The 18,493-nt window shown below is 72.5% G+C and carries 21 protein-coding genes; 15 read left to right on the top strand and 6 right to left on the bottom strand.

Annotated features, from left to right (window positions below):
* Positions 1 to 188: hypothetical protein (locus tag E6G06_20555; protein TML86656.1), on the top strand; the 188-nt coding region annotated here is incomplete at its 5' end.
* 37 nt (positions 189 to 225) lie between these two features.
* Here the strand turns inward: E6G06_20555 and E6G06_20550 are convergent.
* Genes E6G06_20550 through E6G06_20540 form a run of 3 tightly spaced genes read right to left on the bottom strand, consistent with a single transcriptional unit; the run spans position 226 to position 3,141 of the window.
* Positions 226 to 522 carry a hypothetical protein gene (locus E6G06_20550; GenBank protein TML86655.1) on the bottom strand — a complete coding sequence of 99 codons (297 nt, stop codon included), beginning with the start codon at positions 520 to 522 and terminating at the stop codon, positions 226 to 228.
* A gap of 43 nt (positions 523 to 565) precedes the next feature.
* Positions 566 to 1,078 (bottom strand): DUF2505 domain-containing protein, encoded by a 513-nt coding sequence (locus E6G06_20545; GenBank protein TML86654.1) that lies wholly within the window; start codon positions 1,076 to 1,078, stop codon positions 566 to 568.
* 2 nt (positions 1,079 to 1,080) lie between these two features.
* A complete protein-coding gene (locus E6G06_20540; GenBank protein ID TML86653.1) occupies positions 1,081 to 3,141 on the bottom strand; it encodes an ATP-dependent DNA helicase UvrD2 in 2,061 nt (686 codons plus the stop codon).
* Positions 3,142 to 3,580: 439 nt separating this feature from the next.
* Here E6G06_20540 and E6G06_20535 point away from each other — a divergent pair, with 439 nt between their 5' ends.
* The 4 genes from E6G06_20535 (at position 3,581) to E6G06_20520 (ending at position 5,915) form a co-directional block, all read left to right on the top strand.
* Entirely contained in the window at positions 3,581 to 4,153 is a 573-nt protein-coding gene (locus E6G06_20535; GenBank protein TML86652.1) for a hypothetical protein, read from the top strand.
* Positions 4,154 to 4,209: 56 nt separating this feature from the next.
* Positions 4,210 to 4,746: an ACT domain-containing protein gene (locus E6G06_20530; protein TML86651.1), complete on the top strand. Its 537-nt coding sequence runs from the start codon at positions 4,210 to 4,212 to the stop codon at positions 4,744 to 4,746.
* 49 nt (positions 4,747 to 4,795) lie between these two features.
* Complete coding sequence (locus E6G06_20525; protein ID TML86664.1) at positions 4,796 to 5,410, top strand: PH domain-containing protein; 615 nt, start codon at positions 4,796 to 4,798, stop codon at positions 5,408 to 5,410.
* A 100-nt stretch (positions 5,411 to 5,510) separates the two neighbouring features.
* Entirely contained in the window at positions 5,511 to 5,915 is a 405-nt protein-coding gene (locus E6G06_20520; protein ID TML86650.1) for a serine protease inhibitor, read from the top strand.
* Here E6G06_20520 and galK read toward each other — a convergent pair.
* Together galK and E6G06_20510 are read right to left on the bottom strand one after the other, a co-directional pair.
* Complete coding sequence (gene galK / locus E6G06_20515; protein ID TML86649.1) at positions 5,912 to 6,907, bottom strand: galactokinase; 996 nt, start codon at positions 6,905 to 6,907, stop codon at positions 5,912 to 5,914. The two genes, E6G06_20520 and galK, sit on opposite strands and share 4 nt — an antisense overlap.
* Entirely contained in the window at positions 6,904 to 7,752 is an 849-nt protein-coding gene (locus E6G06_20510; GenBank protein TML86648.1) for a galactose-1-phosphate uridylyltransferase, read from the bottom strand. The genes galK and E6G06_20510 overlap by 4 nt, the downstream gene beginning before the upstream one ends.
* 21 nt (positions 7,753 to 7,773) lie before the next feature.
* On the opposite strand from E6G06_20510, the gene E6G06_20505 reads away from it, so the two are divergent.
* From E6G06_20505 to E6G06_20490, 4 genes are read left to right on the top strand one after another with little or no spacing between them, the layout of a single operon-like run.
* Positions 7,774 to 8,334, top strand: coding sequence for an RNA polymerase sigma factor (locus E6G06_20505; GenBank protein ID TML86647.1), 561 nt, complete (start codon positions 7,774 to 7,776; stop codon positions 8,332 to 8,334).
* Positions 8,334 to 8,831: a hypothetical protein gene (locus E6G06_20500; protein ID TML86646.1), complete on the top strand. Its 498-nt coding sequence runs from the start codon at positions 8,334 to 8,336 to the stop codon at positions 8,829 to 8,831. Before E6G06_20505 ends, E6G06_20500 begins: the two co-directional genes overlap by 1 nt.
* A 31-nt stretch (positions 8,832 to 8,862) precedes the next feature.
* Entirely contained in the window at positions 8,863 to 9,840 is a 978-nt protein-coding gene (locus E6G06_20495) for a hypothetical protein (GenBank protein ID TML86645.1), read from the top strand.
* Between the two features lie 4 nt (positions 9,841 to 9,844).
* Positions 9,845 to 11,752, top strand: a complete 1,908-nt coding sequence (locus tag E6G06_20490; GenBank protein TML86644.1) for a primary-amine oxidase — start codon at positions 9,845 to 9,847, stop codon at positions 11,750 to 11,752.
* 78 nt (positions 11,753 to 11,830) lie between these two features.
* On the opposite strand, the gene E6G06_20485 is transcribed toward E6G06_20490, so the two are convergent.
* Positions 11,831 to 12,649 (bottom strand): maleylpyruvate isomerase family mycothiol-dependent enzyme, encoded by an 819-nt coding sequence (locus E6G06_20485; GenBank protein ID TML86643.1) that lies wholly within the window; start codon positions 12,647 to 12,649, stop codon positions 11,831 to 11,833.
* Here E6G06_20485 and E6G06_20480 point away from each other — a divergent pair.
* From E6G06_20480 to E6G06_20455, 6 genes are all read left to right on the top strand, one after another.
* Positions 12,567 to 13,697 (top strand): CoA transferase, encoded by a 1,131-nt coding sequence (locus E6G06_20480; GenBank protein ID TML86642.1) that lies wholly within the window; start codon positions 12,567 to 12,569, stop codon positions 13,695 to 13,697. The two genes, E6G06_20485 and E6G06_20480, sit on opposite strands and share 83 nt — an antisense overlap.
* A complete protein-coding gene (locus tag E6G06_20475) occupies positions 13,697 to 14,491 on the top strand; it encodes a GlcNAc-PI de-N-acetylase (protein TML86641.1) in 795 nt (264 codons plus the stop codon). Before E6G06_20480 ends, E6G06_20475 begins: the two co-directional genes overlap by 1 nt.
* A 151-nt stretch (positions 14,492 to 14,642) precedes the next feature.
* Entirely contained in the window at positions 14,643 to 15,191 is a 549-nt protein-coding gene (locus E6G06_20470) for a histidine phosphatase family protein (GenBank protein TML86640.1), read from the top strand.
* Between the two features lie 24 nt (positions 15,192 to 15,215).
* On the top strand, positions 15,216 to 16,745 hold the full coding sequence (locus E6G06_20465; GenBank protein TML86639.1) for a long-chain-fatty-acid--CoA ligase: 1,530 nt from the start codon (positions 15,216 to 15,218) through the stop codon (positions 16,743 to 16,745).
* On the top strand, positions 16,622 to 17,854 hold the full coding sequence (locus E6G06_20460) for a maleylacetate reductase (protein TML86638.1): 1,233 nt from the start codon (positions 16,622 to 16,624) through the stop codon (positions 17,852 to 17,854). Before E6G06_20465 ends, E6G06_20460 begins: the two co-directional genes overlap by 124 nt.
* A gap of 42 nt (positions 17,855 to 17,896) precedes the next feature.
* Positions 17,897 to 18,472: a VOC family protein gene (locus E6G06_20455; protein TML86637.1), complete on the top strand. Its 576-nt coding sequence runs from the start codon at positions 17,897 to 17,899 to the stop codon at positions 18,470 to 18,472.
* Positions 18,473 to 18,493: the final 21 nt, after the last annotated feature.

Here is an 18,493-nt window from a genome sequence, read left to right as displayed (position 1 = left end):
TCGTGCGCCGGGCGGTCGTGCGCCGTTACGGCGGCGCGCTCGTCGCGTTGATCGACCGGGTGAGCGCGCAGCTCCAGACCGCGGATCTGATCGCGCTCAACCGCGACGTCGACATCGACGGACAGACGCCCGCGCGCGCCGCGTCCGGCTGGCTCCGCGACCACGGCTTCGCGAGGCGCGCCTCTTGATCGGGCCTCGGCGCGCCCGGCTCCCGAGCGCGGGGCGTCAGCTCAACTGGGTGCGCAGCTTGGCCAGGCCCGAGCCCAGCGCCTCGCGCAGCTCGGCCCGCGCCACGCCGGTGTCGTTGTGCAGCTGCTTCATCGTGCGCGGGACCGCGCCGTCGAGGCCGAACCTGCTCGTGATCACCTGGCGCTCGAGCGGGTCGAGGTCGTCGAAGAGGTGCGGCGGCCCGGCGCGTAGCGACAGGAGGTCGTCGTCGATGTCGCCCGCCTGGTCGGCCCACTCGCCGACCGAGTCGGGATAGGGCCAGCCATCGTCGTTCGGCCACACGTAGGAGCTCATCGTTCCGTTGTCGCGCCCCGACCACGCGCTGTCAACGGTTGAGTCAACGCTCCGTGTGTGAAGCAAGCCATCGGCGGAGCGCCTCGGCCTCGGCGTCGAGCCGCTCGACCAACCCGCCGACGATGGCCCGCTCCGCCCGGCCCCCGAGCAGCGGCACCCGCACGCGCAGCTCGCCGCTGATCGTGCGCGCCGTCTGTTCCCGCTCGCCGCTGCCGTCGCCGCGCAGCGCGTAGACGCCCGTGCAGGTGAGCAGGTCGGCATGGGTCTCGGGCACGATGGTGAAGTCGCTGCGATGGCGCTCGAGGTCGAAGGTCGAGCGCTGCACCCACGCCAGCTCGCCCCGGCCGAGCACCCGTCGGGCGACGCTCGGCAGGTCGCCCGAGAAGACGTAGCGAACGTCGAGCTCGATCGCCCCGGGCCGCTCGCGTCGGTCGAGCAGCTCCGGGGCCTCGATGCCGGGTAGGTCGCGCAGCTCGGCGAAGAAGTCGGGGTCGGTCATCGAGCGCTCGACCGCACGGACGGGCGCCGCGAACCGGTGCTCGACCGAGAACCGCACGCTCAGGCCGAGACGTGTTCCGCCACGACCGCCAGCAGCTCGTCGCCGTAGCGGTCCGCCTTCACCGGGCCCATGCCCGGCAGGGCGAGGAGGGCGTGACGGTCGCGTGGCTTCGCCTCGGCGACGGCGGCCAGCGTGGTGTCGTGGAAGATGACGAATGCCGGGACGCCGCAGTCGCGCGCGGTCGCCGAACGCCATGTCTTGAGCGCCTGGTACACGGCAGGGTCAGCGTGGACGCCGACCTCGAGCCCGCGTGCCTCGCGTTTGGGGGCCCGCTGGAGGGTGGCCCGCCCTTCGTGCACGTGGCGACGCCAATCGGTGCCGTCGCCTCCCTCCGCGAGCGCGCGCAGGGTGGCCTCGACCGCGTCCAGCCACGGTGACGGCGTGCGGTTGTGCGTGCGCGACCCGAACGTTCGCCGCTCGGCCCACGAGCAGTGCAGCTCGCGCTCGGCCCGGGTGACCGCGACGTAGAGCAGGCGGCGCTCCTCGGCCCGCGCCGCGGCCGAGTCGGCGTGGCCGATGGGCACGAGCCCCCGCTCGAGCCCGGCGAGGAACACGACCGGCCACTCGAGCCCCTTGGCGGCGTGGAAGGTGGCCAGCGTGACCGCGTCGCCCGCCCGCTCGGGCTGGTCGCCCCGGACGGTGGCCACCAGCCAGGCGCCGAAGCTCGCGATGGTGGCGGTGGGGTCGGACGCGGCGTGCTCGCGGGCCAGGCGCACGAGGGCTTCGAGCTCGTGGCGGCGCTCCTCGGGGCCGTCGCCGGCGAGCAGCTCGTCGATGTCGGTGATGCCGGAGAGGAGGGGCGTGCCCGCGGGTTGGCGGCGCAGCTCGATCAGCGCCTGGCGGACCTCGGGTTGATCGAGGAACGAGCCCCGACCCTTGACCCGGTAGGGGACCTGCGCGGCGCGCAGCGCCTCCTCGAAGAGCACGAGCTGGGCGTTGGTGCGCGTGAGCACGGCCTGGTGCGACCACGGGACGCCGCCGGAGTGGCGGCGGCGCATGGCGCGGGCGACGGACTGCGCCTCCTCGCGGTCGGACGGGTGACAGGTCACCGAGGGGTGCATCCCCGCGGCCCGGTTGGCGTGCAGGCGGGCGTCGTGGCCGAGGACGGCGTTGGCCACGGCCAGGATCTCCGGTGACGACCGGTAGTTGTCGTCGAGGCGCAGGACGGTGGCGCCCGGGAAGTGCTGTGGGAACTCGGTGAGGAAGCCGACGTCGGCGCCGTTCCAGCTGAAGATGCCCTGGTTGGGGTCGCCCACCACACAGAGGTCGTCGCGGTCGCCACGCCAACCCTGCAGGAGCCGGAACTGGGCGGGGTTGACGTCCTGGAACTCGTCGACGAAGAGGTGACGGAAGCGCCAACGCTGGCCTGCCGCGAACTCGCGGTCGCGCTCGAGCGCCTCCGCGCACAACAGCAGGAGGTCGTCGAAGTCGACCAGCCCGCGCCGCCGCTTCTCGTCCTCGTACCGTTCGTAGATGGACGCGATCGCGCCGGCGGGGAGCGGCGGCTTGCGCGCCGCGACGGAGGCCGCGTGCTCGTAACGATCCGGCCCGATCATCTGCGCCTTCGCCCACTCGATCTCGGTGGCGACGTCGACGGGTTGCACGGTGGCGTCGCGCCCGCGCGGCAGCAACGGGGACAGCAGCCGGACCTTGCGCTCGAGCAGGGTGGGCTGACGCCGGCCGGCGTCGGCCCAGAGCCGTCGCAGCTGCGCGTAGGCGAGCGCGTGGAACGTGCCCGACGCGACCTGGTCGCGCACGCCGAGCGCGCTCAGGCGCGAGGCCAGCTCGCCCGCTGCCTTGCGGGTGAAGGTGACGACGAGGACGTGGCGCGGGTCGGCGGTGCCCTCGTGCACCCGCCACGCGACCCGGCGCGTCAAGACGCGTGTCTTGCCCGAGCCCGCCCCCGCCAGGATGCACAAGGGCGCCGCGTCGGACACGACCGCCTCGCGCTGGGCCGGGTTGAGATGCTGCAGCTCGCGCGGCAGCTCGTCGGGCCGCGCCTTCGTCGGTGCCTTCGTCGGTGCCTTCGGAAGTGCGTCGAGGGGCGCGTCCGCGGCCATGCGATCGACCGTACTGAGGGGGTATGACAGCCAGGTGGATGCTCCCCCCCACGGAGCGGTCAGCGGCACAGCCGCGCAGCGGCAAGGCGGCACGGCGCGGAACGGCCCCGAGTAGCCTTCGGGCCGGAGCCCTCCGTACTTCTCGGGGCCGCACCCGAGGACCGCTGCCTCCTGCGCACCGGTGCCTTTCGGCTGTCGGCCCGCACGGCGGTGGCCCTCAGCGCCCGAGCCCGGTCTCCGGTCTCCCGGCTCCCGACCTCGGCGCCCACGCCGCCCGCTCGCACGCCCGTCCCGCTCGGGGCGGTGGCCTGAGGCCGACCTCACCCGGTGGTGCGGACGCCGTCGCGTTCGGCGTAGGGAGGATGATCGGCCTGCGCGGCCGCGGCGTCAAGGGGTTTCTGGGGCTTCCCGTCACACCCCCTCGTTATCCTCGGAGGACATGGTGATCGCGCTCGATCTCGACGGTGTGCTGTGCGACCTGGGCCCCTGCGTGGCCGCTCGCATCGCCGACCGGTTCGGCGTGGCCACGCACCCGTCCACCTGGCGCACCTACGACCTGCGGCTGCTGCAGCTCGGCGTGCCCGAGCGGTCGCTCAACGCCTTTCTCGACGAGGTGTTCGACGACCCCGCGCTCTACGACGAGGGGGCGCGCCACGAGGGCGCGTCCCACGGGGTGAGCCAGCTGCTCGAGGCCGGCTGGCGGCTCGTGGGCATCACCGCCCGGCCCTCCCATCTCGCCCCCGTCACCCGCGCGTGGCTGCGTCGCAACGGCTTCGCCCTCGACGCCGTGCACCACACACCGGTCGGCACCAAGGCGGCGGTGGCGCGCCGGGTGGGTGCGGTGGCGGCGATCGAGGACAATCCCGTCGAGGCCGATCTGCTCGGTGCGGTGTGCGAGTCGTGGCTGCTCGACCGCCCCTACAACCGCGACCACGAGCTCACGCGGGCCCGCCGGCTCGACTCGTGGGACGACGCGGTCGGGCGCCTCTGCCAGCTCCGGTTGTTCGCCTGACCGCGGGCCGCCTGCTCGCATCACGCCGGGACGCGCCACGGCGGTAGCGTCCGTCCGTGCCCCACGTCGCCGTGACCGCGTTCGGGGCCGATCGGCCCGGCATCGTGGCCGCCGCCACCAAGGTGTTCGTGGATCGCGGGTGCAACATCGAGGACACCTCGATGACCATCCTGCGCGGCCACTTCGCCATGATGCTCGTCGTCGACGCGCCCGCGGGCCTCACGCCCGGCGAGCTCGAGCGTGCGCTGGCGGAGCCCGCGGGCGAGCTCGATCTGGTCGTGGCCGTGCGCGCCCTCGACGACGAGGTACCGGTCTCGCCGCCCGGCGACACCTGGACGGTCTCGGTCTACGGGGTCGACCGGCCCGGCATCGTGCACCGCATCTCCGGCCTCCTCGCCGACCAGACCGTCAACATCGTCGACCTCACGACCCGTGTGATCGGCGACGCGGCGCGTCCTGCGTACGCCATGTTGCTCGAGGTGACCGTGCCCCCGGAGCTCGACGTCGAGGAGCTCGGCGGGCGGCTGCGCGACCTGGCGCGTTCGCTCGGTGTCGAGTGCACCCTGCACCCGTCCGATGCCGACATCCTCTGATCGGAGCAAGGTCTACCGCTGACGGGGCGGGTCACCGTACGCTGAGCACGTGCCGTTCCCGCGCAAGCTGCTCAACGACAACGAGGACGTGATCCTCGACCTCCGACCGCACTGGTGGTTCCTCTCGGGTCCGGTCACCGCCGTGGTGCTGACCGTGGCGCTCACGATCTTCGTGGCCGCGATCGGCGCGCCCGGCCTGCTCCTCGTCGCCGCCCTCGCCCTCGTGCTCGTCACCCTCGTCTGGCTCCTGCTGCGCTTCCTCCGCTGGACCACCACCAACTTCGTGGTCACCACCGACCGGCTCGTCTTCCGCTCGGGCGTGCTGTCGAAGCAGGGTCGTGAGATCCCGCTCGAGCGGGTGAACGACATCACGTTCCACGCGTCGTTGTTCGAGCGGGTGATCGGTGCCGGCGACCTCGTGATCGAGTCGGCGGGGGAGCGGGGCCAGCAGATGTTCACCGACATCCCGCACCCGATGCAGGTGCAGAACGAGGTCTACCGCCAGATCGAGGCGGCGCAGCAGCGCAACGCCGACCGCATGGCCGGTCGGCGCGAGCTCTCCGTGCCCGAGCAGCTGGAGAAGCTCGACGAGCTGCGCCAGCGGGGAGTGATCTCGCAGGCCGAGTTCGACACCAAGAAGTCCCAGCTGCTCGATCGCATGTAGCGGTTCAGTGCGCGTCGGCCCCGACGGTTCCTCGCTGCACCGGACGCATTCCCTGCCGCGCGCCTGCCCGAGTCCGCTCGCCGCGCCGACCTTCGTCGCGTTGGCCGCGGTTGCCCTCGCGGTCGCGGGCTGCGGTGGCCAACGGCCGGTGGCCGTCCGGGGCGACGGGCAGGCCACGTCGTTGCGGGTGGTGGTACGCCCGGCGCCGGGCGCCACGCCCCGCCGGGCGACGCTCACGTGCGACGGATCGCCTGCCGCCACCGGTTTCATCGCCGACTCGCGCGCCGCGTGCGATCTGGTGACCGTCGACGCCAAGGCGCGGGCGAGGCTGGTGTCGGGCGCTCCCGCGCACCAGGTCTGCACCCAGCTCTACGGTGGCCCGCAGCGGGCGGACGTGACCGGGCGCATCACGGGTCGGCCCGTCGACGTCACCGTGACCCGCGCCGACGGCTGCGGCGTGGCCGACTGGTCACTGCTCCAGCCGCTGTTGGGACCACCAGGCTAGCGCTCGACACGTGCGCCGCCGGCCGCGCGCACGCGCCGGCCGTCGACCGCGGCGCCCGCGTGCACGAGCGCGACCGCGCAGCCGCCGAAGCCCGCGCCCGTGAGGCGCGCCCCGATCACACCGGGCGTACGCGTCAGCCGCGCCACGAGCGCGTCGAGCTCGGGTGTCGACACCTCGAAGTCGTCCCGCAGGCTGGCGTGGCTCGCGGTCATCGCCTCGCCGATCGTCGCGAGATCCGCACCGGCGAAGGCTTCGGCGACGGCGCAGACGCGTCGGTTCTCGCTCACGACGTGACGGGCGCGCCGGCGGAAGAGGGCGTCGTCGAGCCGGGCCACATCCGCGGGCGTCGCGTCGCGCAAGGGAATGCCGAGCGCCCGCTCCGCGGCCTCGCATTCCGAGCGCCTCCGCGCATATGCGCTCGTCACCAGCGCCCGCTGCACACCCGAGTGCGCGACCACCACCTCGACACCCGCGGGCAACGCGACCGGCTCGACGGTGAGCGTCGAGCAGTCGATGAGCAGGGCGTGTCCCGCAACCCCAGCCGCCGCGGCCAGCTGGTCCATCACGCCGCACGGGACGCCGCTCGCGATCTGCTCCGCCTCCTGACACGCCCGCGCCAGCTCGTGGGGTGAGCCGTCGAAGCCGAGCGCCAGGGCCACTGCCGCCTCCAGCGCCGCGCTCGAGGACAGGCCGGCGCCGATCGGCAGCGTGGTGTGGACGGTGCCCACGAAGCCCGTCATCGGTCGGAGCACGGAGACGACGCCGGCGACATAGCGCGCCCAGGGCGGCTCGATCGCCGCGGGATCGGTGACGGTGAGGGGCACGACGGCATCGTCGGGCTCCTCCGCGGACGACAGCCGCACGTGCTCCCGCGACGACGCGGTGCCTTCCACGGTGGTGCCGAGGTCGACGGCCATCGGCAGCACGAGCCCACCGGTGTAGTCGGTGTGGTCACCCATCAGGTTCACCCGGCCGGGCGCGTACGCCTTCACGCCCGTCGCAGCTCCGCCGCGGCCTGGGCCGGGTCGACCGGGTTGAAGTAGACACCGCTGCCCAGCTCGCCCGCGGCGACGAAGCGCGGGGTGCCCGCGGCCCGGTGGAGCGGCGCCACGTGGACGTGCACATGCGACGCGGGCCAGCGACGCCCGTCGGTGGGGCGCTGGTGCACCCACAGCATGTAGGGCATGGGCGCCGCGAAGAGACGGTCGAGACGGCCGAGCCCGTCGACGAGCACGGCCGCCATGCCGTCGCGCGACGCACCATCGAGGGCAGGCAGGTCGCCCAGATGGTCCACCGGCGCGACCGTCAGCTCGTAGGGCCAGCTCGCGGCGGGCGGCACCCATGCGCGCCAGTCGCCGGCGCGCGCGACGAGCTGCCCGCCCGGCTCGACGGCGCAGAGCGCGCACCGGTCTGTGTCGAGCTCGCGCCTCGGGACCTCGGGCACATCTTCGAACGCGTAGACCTGGCCGTGCGGGTGCGCGATCGTCGCTCCCACCTCGGGCCCGCGGTTCTCGAACACGAGCACGTACGCGACGTCGGGGCGGGAGCCGAGCTCCCGCGTGCGCTCGGCCCACAGGTCGATCACGCGCCGGGCGCCGTCGACGCCCAACGACGCGAACGTCGCCCGGTGGTCGGGCGAGTAGAGCACCACCTCGGCGCGTCCCGCGGCCAGTGGGGGCCACCGGTTGGTGAACCAGCGCACCCGGTAGGGCTCCGGCGCCTCGAGCCCGCCGGGGCAGAAGGGACAGGTGTCGGCCGGGAGGTTGGGCCGGTCCTGGCGCGGTCCCACGATCACGACCGGCGCGCCGGTCAGGGGGTCGACCCGCACCTCGCTCACGCCACAACGTAACGTCGGGTCGTGCCGCGCAACTCCGACGAAGACACGATCGTCGAGGACGAGATCCTCATGGAGGCGCTCGCCGCCGGGTCCGAGGAAGCGATGGGTGTCGTGTACGACCGCCTGGCGCCCGGGATCCACGCGCAGGCCGTGCGCCTCGTGGGAGCCGCGTCGGCGGACGACGTCGTGCAGGACACCTTCGAGCGGGTGTGGCGCAACGCGGGCCGCTTCGACGCGCGGCGCGGCACGCTCGAAGCCTGGGCCCACCGCATCGCGCGCAACGTGGCGCTGGGCTTGCTGCGCCGCCGCACCACACCCGCGTCGACCGAGCGCATCGAACGGGCCGACGCAGCCGGGGGGCCGGCTGAGACCGCCGAGCGTCGCGACGTCCAGGCGGCCGTGCAGTCGGCGATCGGGGAGCTGTCGGGGGACCGCCGCGCGGTCGTCGAGCACGTGCTCGACGGCTTCACGCTCGTGCAGACCGCGGCGCGTCTCGGCGTGCCCGAGGGGACCGCGAAGAGCCGCGCCCGGGCAGCGTACGCCGAGCTGCGCAACGCGCTCGCGGCGCACAGGTGGGTCTGATGTCGCTCTCGCCCGAAACGAGGACCGCGGTGCTGCGCCGGTTCGTGACCGACCAGCGGGCCCGGCGGCGGCGGTCGCGCCTGGTGCTCGTGGGCGCGTTGATCGTCGTGGTGCTCGCGGCGGCGTTCGTCGTCTCCCGCACGCGCACGCACCCGTCCGAGGCACGCTCGGCCCGTTTCGTCGAGACGGTGAGCTACGGCCACCGCGGCCATCTCCGCATCGCGCAGACCGGTGACCTCGACGTGATCGTCTACGACTCGAACCGCGTCGTCTCGTGGATCATGGCCTACGGGCACGCCCGCACGGGCGCCCGCCTGTGCCTGTCGGGCAATGGTGTCGCTCCCGCCTGCTTCGGCGCGCTCGCGCCGGGTGAGGCCGGCACCGTCAACCTGTCGTGGTCGGGGCGTCGCGATCTCGCGGTTTACGACACCGTTTCGTTGCGCACGGCAGGCGGCTCGGTGATCGGGCGAGCCCGTCTGGTCCGGCGCACGGGGTGAGCCGCGCGGCGTCGGACTAGCGTCCGCCTCCATGGCGACCGTGCACACCGTCACCGGCCCGGTTGACGCGGCCGAGCTCGGACCAACGCTCGTGCACGAGCACATCCGCGTCGCCTATCCGGGCGACGAGCTCGACCCCACCGGTCATTGGGACCGCGCCGCGTGCGTCGAGACCGCGGTCGAGCGCATGGCCGGACTGGCCGAGCACGGCGTGCGCACCTTCGTCGACCCGTGTCCGATCGACCTGGGTCGTGACCCCGAGCTGATGGCCGAGGTGGCCGAGCGTTCCGGCATGCAGATCGTCTGCACCACGGGCTTCTACCACCAGGGAATCGGGATCCCCTATTACTGGCGGGTCCGCTCGGCCGAGGAGGTCGCGGAGCTCTACCTCCACGAGATCCGCAACGGGATCGGCTCGACGGGCATCAGGCCGGGCGCCATCAAGATCGCCTCGAACGATCCGCCCGGCGAGCACGACCGCAAGGTGATCGCGGCGGCGGCGATGGCGGCGGTCGAGTCGGGTCTCGCGATCATCAGCCACTGCGAGAACTCCATCGGTGGCGACGTGCAGCAGGACATCCTGGCCGAGCACGGCGTCGACCTGGGCCGGTGTCTCATCGGCCACCAGGGCCAGGCACGCGACTCCGCCGGCCACGTCGCGATCGCCGAGCGCGGGTCGTTCGTGGGGTTCGATCGCATCGGCATCGAGTTGCTCGTTCCCGACGACCGGCAGGCCGACCTCGTCGTCGCCCTCATCCAGGCCGGTCACGCCGACCGCGTGTGCCTCAGCCAGGACCACGGCTGCTGCCTCCGGTCACCACGCCTCCCGTACGCGGTTCCCGAGGAGTTGCTGCAGGCGGTGCTGCCGATGGTGCTCGACCAGCTCTACCGCCGCACCCACACGTACATGTTCACCGACTTCTGGCCGAGGCTCGAGGCGCGGGGTGTCGAGCGCGCCACGTGGACCTCGATGCTCGTCGACAACCCACGCCGCCTGTTCGGAGGATGAAGCCATGACTGCCGTATCCGAGACGACCATCGTCGAGCACCCGCTCGAGCCGTTGACGGTCGAGGAGATCTCTGCCACTGCTGCGATCCTGCGCGCGAGCGGGCACGTCGGCGACCGGGCCCATTTCGCCGCCATCACCCTGCACGAGCCGGTCAAGGAGGTCGTGCGCGACTTCGCGCCGGGCGACACCGTCGAGCGCGAGGCGGGCGCGCTGGTGGTCGACCACGCCACCGGCGGCACGTACGAAGCGGTCGTGTCACTCACGCGCCGCGAGGTCGTGTCGTGGGTGCGCTCCGACGACCAGGCCATGAACCTGCTGGGCGAGATGATGGGCGCGATCGAGCTGACCAAGGCCGACCCCCGTTACGTCGACGCGCTGGCCAAGCGGGGCATCACCGACCTCGACAGCCTCCAGCTCGACCCCTGGCCGGCAGGCAACTTCGGCATCGAGGGCGAGCGCGACCGGCGGCTGGTCCGCGTCATCTCCTACGTGCGTGACAACCCGGCGGACAACGGCTACGCGCATCCGATCGAGGGCGTGGTCGCCACCGTCGACGTCCAGCACGGCGAGGTGGTCTCGGTCGAGGACCACGGTGTGGTGCCGGTGCCGAAGGCGCACGGCAACTACGACGCCGCGAGCGTGGGCGCGCTGCGCACCGACCTGAAGCCGCTCGACATCGTGCAGGCCGAGGGGCCGAGCTTCGAGGTGACGGGCAACGAGGTGCACTGGCAGAAGTGGCGCTTCCGCGTGTCGATGCACCCGCTCGACGGGCTCGTGCTCCACACCGTCGGTTACGAGGACCAGGGCCGGGTGCGTCCCATCCTGCACCGCGCCGCGCTCAGCGAGATGGTCGTGCCCTACGGCGAGGCCGCGCTCGGGCACCGTTGGAAGAACGCCTTCGACTCCGGCGAGCTGGGCCTCGGCCGCTTCCCGTTCGTGAACTCGCTCGAGCTCGGGTGCGACTGCCTCGGCACCATCCACTACTTCGACGCCGCGGTCGCCGACGAGGAGGGCGAGGGCCAGGCGGTCCCGAACGCCATCTGCATGCACGAGGAGGACTACGGGATCCTCTGGAAGCACTTCGACATGCACACCTTCACCACCGAGGTGCGCCGGTCGCGGCGCCTGGTCGTGAGCTCCATCCACACCGTCGGCAACTACGAGTACGGCTTCTTCTGGTACTTCTACCTCGACGGCACCAAGCAGCTCGAGGTGAAGCTCACCGGCATCCTCCAGACGATGGCGGTCGCACCGGGTGAGGAGCCCGCCCACGGCTCGCTCGTCGCACCGCAGTTGGCTGCGCCCCACCACCAGCACCTGTTCAACTTCCGGCTCGACTTCGACGTCGACGGGCCGGAGAACTCGGTCTACGAGACCGAGGTCACCGGGCTACCGCCGGGCCCCGACAACCCCTACGGCAACGCGACGGTGTCGTCCGCGCGTCTGTTGGCGCGTGAATCAGAGGCCCAACGCGTCGTCGACCCCGCGCGCGGCCGCGGGTGGATGATCGTGAACCCGGGTCGTCGCAACGCGGTGGGTCGTCCGGTTGCGTACCGGCTCATGCCCGGCAACACGCCCACGATGCTCGCCGACGAGAGCTCGGCGGTCGCGCGACGGGCGGGGTTCGCCCGCAACAACCTGTGGGTGACGCCCTACGCGCCGGACGAGCGGCGCGCCGCGGGGTATCCCAACCTCCACGCGGGGGGTGCCGGCCTTCCCGAGTGGACGGCCGCCGACCGCCCGATCGAGAACACCGACGTGGTGGTCTGGTACACGTTCGGCGTCAACCATGTCGCCCGGCCCGAGGACTGGCCGGTCATGCCGGTCGAGTACGCCGGGTTCACCCTCCAGCCCTTCGGGTTCTTCGACCGCAACCCCGCGCTCGACGTGCCGCCGTCGCACCAGCACTGACCGCGTCGGCCAAAGCCGCCGTTCTTGACGTACTCAGCCGTCGTGCGGACGGCCACGTACGACAAGAAGAGCGGTGCTCTACTCGACGACGTCCGCCGCGGGCACGTGGAACGGTCCCCACTCGAACGCGGGCAGGTAGGGCTCGGGGTCACCGTCCCAGTTCAGCTGTCGCAGCTGCGACGTGCTGCGCCGGCCGGTCAGCGCCCGCAGCAGCTCGAAGCGGTCGCCCGACACCGAGGCGACCGGCCGGGCCCCCTCCGCGGTCCACTCACGGTCACCGGCGCGCAAGGAGAGCGCGGGCACGCCGCGATCGGCCAGGGCCATCACGAAGTTCGGCGCCGTGAACGCGAGCCCGATGTCGATGGCGTCGGAATCGCGGGCGCCGGGCCTCGCTAGCGCGCCGCGCAGGTCGTGCTCGTGCGTCGCGAGGTCCGTGACGAGCTGCCTCGCCGGCTCCGGGAACGCGTGCAACATCGCCTCGACCTGGGGCCCGACCTCGTCCCACTCGGCCACGAGCTGCGACACGGGCAAGGGCCGGCGGGCGTCGACCTGGGCGGCGGTCCACGGATCGGTCGCGACGCCCTCGATGTTCCCGGCCACGATGTCGCTGCAGATCCCGGTGAGGTGGGCAACGACGTCCTTCACCGTCCACGCCGGGCAGCCGGGCACGATGGTGGCGGCCTCCTGCTCGTCGAGATCTTCGACGAGCCGAGTGATACGGGCGCGGCCGCCGGCGTACGCGGCCGCGATCTCCGTCATCGACGTCACCGCCGTCACGGTAGCTCCGTCATCGGCAGTTGGTAGCGTCGACGAGATGGGACCGCTGCAGGGCCTTCGGGTGATCGAGATGGCGGGCATCGGGCCGGGCCCGTTCACCGCCATGATGCTGGCCGACATGGGTGCCGACGTGGTGCGCGTCGACCGTCCCGGACCCGGTGCGGGCGACCCCGCGCGCGACGTGCTGAACCGTGGCCGTCGCTCGGTGGCCGTGGACCTCAAGCACCCCGACGGCGTCGCCACCGTGCTCCGACTCGTCGAGCAGGCCGACGCGCTCATCGAAGGGTTCCGGCCGGGGGTCATGGAACGCCTGGGCCTCGGGCCCGACGAGTGCCTCGCCCGCAACCCCCGACTCGTCTTCGGGCGCATGACGGGCTGGGGCCAGGACGGGCCGTTGGCGCAGGCCGCGGGCCACGACATCAACTACATCGCGCTGGCCGGCGCGCTGAACAGCTTCGCCCGCAAGGGCGAGCGCCCCGTGCCTCCACTGAACATGGTGGGCGACTTCGGTGGCGGGGGCATGCTCCTCGCGTTCGGTGTGGCGTGCGCGCTCGTCGAGGCGGGGCGGTCGGGGCAGGGGCAGGTCGTCGACGCGGCCATGGTCGACGGCACCGCGGTGCTGATGACGATGATCCACGCGTTCGTCGCGATGGGCCTGTGGGGTGAAGAGCCCGGCACCAACATCCTCGACACCGGCGCCCACTTCTACGACGTCTACGAGACCGCCGACGCCAAGTTCGTCGCGGTCGGGCCCATCGAGGCCAAGTTCTACGCGGAGCTGCTGCGTCTCGTCGGTTGGGAGCACGAGGACCTCCCCTGGCAGCTCGACCGCACGCAGTGGCCCACGATGAAGGAGCGCTTCGCGGAGCTGTTCCGCACGAAGACGCGCGACGAGTGGAGCGCGTTGCTCGAGGGAAGCGACGCGTGCTTCGCGCCGGTGCTCTCGCTCGCGGAGGCGCCCGCGCACCCGCACAACCGGGCGCGCGCCACGTTCCTCACGCGTGACGGCATTGTGCAGCCTGCGCCGGCTCCCCGCTTCAGCCGCACCTCCGCCGAGGTCCAGGGGCCACCGCCGAGACCGGGTGAGCACACCGACGATGTCCTCCTCGCGTGGGGCTTCGACGCCGACGACGTGGCCAAGCTGCGCGAAGCGGGAGCCGTGCACTGATGGCGACGCTGGTCAGCTTCCACGCCCATCCCGACGACGAGACCATCCCCACCGGCGGGTCGCTCGCGAAGGCGGCCGACGCGGGCCACCGGGTGGTCATCGTGTTCGCCACGCGCGGCGAGCACGGCGAGGTGGACGACGGCTTCCTCGACGAGGGCGAGGAGCTGTGGCAGCGGCGCGAGCAGGAATGTCTCCGTGCGGCCGAGGTGCTCGGGGCGGCCCGCGTCGAGTTCCTCGGGTTCGTCGACTCCGGGATGATGGGCACGCCCGAGAACGACGCGCCGGGCTCGTTCTGGCGGGCCGACGTCGACGAAGCGGCGAAGCGGCTGGGCGCCATCCTCGACGAGGAGCAGGCCGACGTGCTCACCGTCTACGACGAGCACGGCGGGTACGGCCATCCCGACCACATCCAGGTCCACCGCGTCGGAGTGCGCGCGTCCGAACTCGCCGGCACACGGCGCGTCTACGAAGCCACCGCGAACCGCGACGCGATCGTGCGGGGCCTGCTCGAGGCTCGATCCGCCGGCATGGAGATGCCCGGCGACCTCGATCCCGACGCGATGGACGACTTCGGTGTGGGTGAGGACCAGATCACCACCGAGGTCGACGTCACCGACTACCTCGACCGCAAGCGGGCGGCGATGGCCGCCCACGCCAGTCAGATCTCCGAGTCGTCGTTCTTCCTCGCCATGCCGTCCGAGTTCTTCGCGCGCGCCTTCGGCACCGAGTGGTTCATCCGCCGCGGCGCACCCGCCGGCATCCACGAGCACGGTCTGCTCGACGACCTCGATTGAGCGAGCACCGAAGCGCAGCGGAGGCGCGCAGCTCCCATGTGACGAGCGAGCACCGCGCCTCTCAGAAGCCGAGCGCAGCGGAGGCGCGTAGCTCCCATGTGACGAGCGAGCACCGCGCCTCTCAGAAGCCGAGCGCAGCGGAGGCGCGCAGCTGAGCCGGCTGGTCCTCGTGCGGCACGGTCGCGCTGCCGCCGCGTGGGACGCGGATGCCGACCCCGCGCTCGACGCTGACGGCCGGGAACAGGCAGCGGCCATGGCCGCGGCCCTCGCGCCCGACGGGCCTCTCCCGGTCGTCGTCTCGCCGATGCGACGCACGCGCGAGACAGCCGCCGCGCTCGAGCGGGTGTGGGGCGTCGTGGCCGACGTCGAGCCCGCCGTCGGCGAGATCCGGGCGCCGGTCGACGACCTCCCCGGGCGCGGGGCGTGGCTCCGGAGCATCTACGCGGGGCGATGGGCCGAGCAGGACGACGCGTTGCTGCGCTGGCGCGCCCAGTTGCTCGCCGCCATCGGCGCGCTCGACGTCGCAACCGTCGTGGTCACCCACTTCTTCGGCATCAACGCGGCCGTCGGCGCCGCCTCCGGTGACGACCGCCTCGTGTGCTTCCGCCCCGACAATTGCTCGCGGACCGTGCTCGAGAACGACGGGGGGCGGCTGCGTCTCGTGCAACTGGGCGCCGAAGGCGCCACGGCCGTCCTCTGAGCATCGCGTAGGGTCCGACGCCGAATGATCGTGCCGCTCACGCCCCTCGACTTCCTCGAGCGGGCCCGCCGCCTGTTCGGTCCGCTCGAGGCCGTCGTCGACGGCGAGCGGCGGTACACCTACGGCGATCTCGCGGCACGCGCCCACCGCCTCGCGCACGTGCTGCGGAGCGAGCTGGGTTGTGGCCCCGGCGACCGGGTCGCGTACCTGTGCGACAACACGGTGGAGATGCTCGAGGCGTACTACGGGGTGGTGCTCGCCGGCTGCGTGCTCACGCCGCTCAACGTGCGCATGGCGGCGGCCGAGCTCGCCTTCGTGCTCGACGACTGCGAGGCGGCACTGCTCGTCGTGCACCCCAGGTTCGCGGCGCTCGCGGAAGCGCTCCCGTCCCGGACGCGCCTCGACGTCGGCCCCGATTACGAGGCCGCGCTCGTCGCCGCGCCCGGGGCGCGCTTCGACCCGGGGCCGATCGACGAGGACGCGGTCTGCGAGCTCTTCTACACGAGCGGGTCGACGGGCGACCCCAAGGGCGCCATGCTCACGCATCGGGCGCTGGCCACCCACGCGATCGACAGCGCGCTGTCGATGGGGGGCAACCACCGCGACGTCGTGCTGCACACGATCCCGCTGTTCCACGTGAACGGTTGGGGTACCCCGCACTGGGTGACGGTGCTCGGCGGCCGCCACGTGATGCTCGAGCGCTTCGACGCCAGCGAGGTGCTGCGGCTCATCGCGGCCGAGCGCGTCACCCGGCTCCACCTCGTGCCGACCATGGCCGTCGCGCTGCTCGAGTGCCCGGCGCGCGCGCACCACGACACCTCCTCGCTCGTCCAGGTCACGGTGGGCGGGGCCGCGGCGGGCCCCGAGCTCCTCGCGGCGCTCGAGGACGCGCTCGGGTGCGAGGTCATCAGCGGTTACGGGCTCACCGAGGCTTCGCCGCAGCTGACCAAGGCCAACACGACACGGGCGCACGACGGGTTGTCCCTGGGGGAGCGACGCGCCCGCCGGGCGTCGACCGGTCATCCCAACATCGGTGTCGACCTGCGCGTGCTCGACGACCGCGATCGGGAGGTGGCGGACGACGGAGTGACGGTGGGGGAGGTGTGCGTGCGCTCCAACCACGTGATGGCGGGTTACTGGCGCAGGCCGGACGAGACGGCCGAGGCGTTGCGCGGTGGCTGGCTCCGCACAGGCGACCTCGCGACCGTCGACGCCGAGGGTTATGTCACCATCGTCGACCGGCGGAAGGACATCATCGTGTCCGGCGGCGAGAACATCTCGTCGGTCCAGGTGGAGAAGGCCCTGTCGGCGCACCCGGCCGTGCTCGAAGCGGCGGTCGTGGCCCAGCCCGACCCGCGGTGGGGCGAGGTACCGCATGCGTACGTCGTCGTCCGCGGCGGCGCGTCCGTCGACGAGCAGGAGTTGATCGAGTGGGTGCGCGGGCGGCTCGCCCACTTCAAGGCACCGAAGGTCGTCGACTTCGTCTCCGAGCTGCCCAAGAGCGGCACGGGCAAGATCCTGAAGACCGCGTTGCGAAAGCGAGGAGAAGCGTGACGTCTCCGGAGTGGACCCACACCTCTGCCGCGCAGCAGGTCCGGTTCGGTCGGGGACGGGTTACCGGTGTGGGCAAGCTCGTGCACGAGATCGGCAGCCGGCGCGTCCTGCTCGTGACGACGGCAGGCCGCCTCGACTCCGACGACGGCCACCGCATCGTCAAGGCGCTGGGACGCGCGCTGGTGTCGACCTACGCGGGTGCACGTTCGCACGTCCCGACCGGCGTGGTCGAGGAGGCGATGCGGCAGTCGCGACGCGACGGCGTCGACAGCGTGGTGTCCTTCGGAGGCGGGTCCTGCGCAGACCTGGGAAAGGCGGTGTGCTACTTCACCGAGCAGGAGCAGGGCACGCCCGGCTCGTCCTACCTCGACCGGCCGGCGTTGCTGCACGTCTCGATCCCGACGACGTACTCCGGAGCCGAGCTCACGCCGTTCTTCGGTATGACCGACGAGCACACGCGTCGCAAGGCGGACGCGGGTGGCCCGACGGTGGCGCCGATCGCCACGATCCACGACCCCGAGCTGACGCTCTCCACGCCGGCGCGCGTGAGCGCCGAGACCGGGATGAGCGCGCTCGCCCACTGTGTGGAGTGCGCGTACTCACCCCGGCGCACGCCCGAGGCAGAGGCGATCGCGCTGGCGGGCGTGGAGCGCATCGCCGAGGCCCTTCCCGCGGTGGTTGACGATCCCGCCGACATCGACGCCCGCACGCGGATGCTGGCCGGAGCGGTGCTCGGCGGGCGCTGCCTGCTGAACGCGTCGATGGGCGTCCAGCAACGGCTGGCGCAGCTGCTCGGGGGCCGCGCCGGCATCCCGCACGGGCTGGCCAACGCCGTGATCCTGCCGCACGCGATCCGCCTCAGCCTCGACACCCTGCCGCGCGAGCTCGCGACGGTGGGTGCCGCGCTGGGGGACGCCGCCGACCCGGCCGGCGCGGTGGAGGCGTTGCTGGGCCGGCTGGGCCTGCCCACGCGGCTGTCCGACTGTGGCGTCGACGACGACGACATCGAGGCGGTGGCCCGCCAGGCGGAGTCCGGCCCCGACGTCGCGCACGACCCCCGTCCCGTCTCCGAGGCCGACGCCCGCGCCATCCTCGAGAGCGCTTTCTAAGGCCGGGCGTTCTGCGCGGGAGAGCGCGCCTAGCCTGGGGCCATGAGCGAACCTGTCGAAAGCCCGCGGTGGCGGGGCATCAACCACCTGGCCATGGTCACCCCCGACATGGACTCGACCGTCCGCTTCTACCACGGTGTGCTCGGTATGCGGCTGGTGTCGACCGTGCTGGCCGGGCCCATGCGCCACTACTTCTTCGAGCTCGGGCCGGAGAACACCATCGCCTTCTTCGAGTGGAAGGGGGCGTCGACCTTCGCCAAGCCGGCGGGTATGCCCAGCTCCCGGCCGATGCAGTTCGACCACCTCTCGTTCAACCTCCCCGACGAGGAGGCGCTGCACGCGATGCGTCGGCGGTTGATCGCGCACGGGTGCGAGGTCACCGAGGTCGTCGACCACTCCATCGTGCGCTCGATCTACTTCACCGATCCCAACGGCATCGCCCTGGAGGCGTCGTGGTGGGCGATCGACGCGACCGGCCGCCCCGCGGACTATGGCGACAAGCGGCTGTTCTCCGACCCCGATCCGGTCGCGGCCGTGAAGGAGCTGCGTGACACGGGCGAGCTGGTGTGGATGCCGACGACCACGCTCACCGGCGACGAGGTTGCTGACCCCGTCTGATCGTTCGCGACACTGGCGACG

This window comes from Actinomycetota bacterium (genome assembly GCA_005888325.1).
GTDB lineage: Bacteria > Actinomycetota > Acidimicrobiia > Acidimicrobiales > AC-14 > AC-14.
Note: the sequence above shows the minus strand (reverse complement) of the source record. Positions and strands in the feature narration are given on the sequence as shown.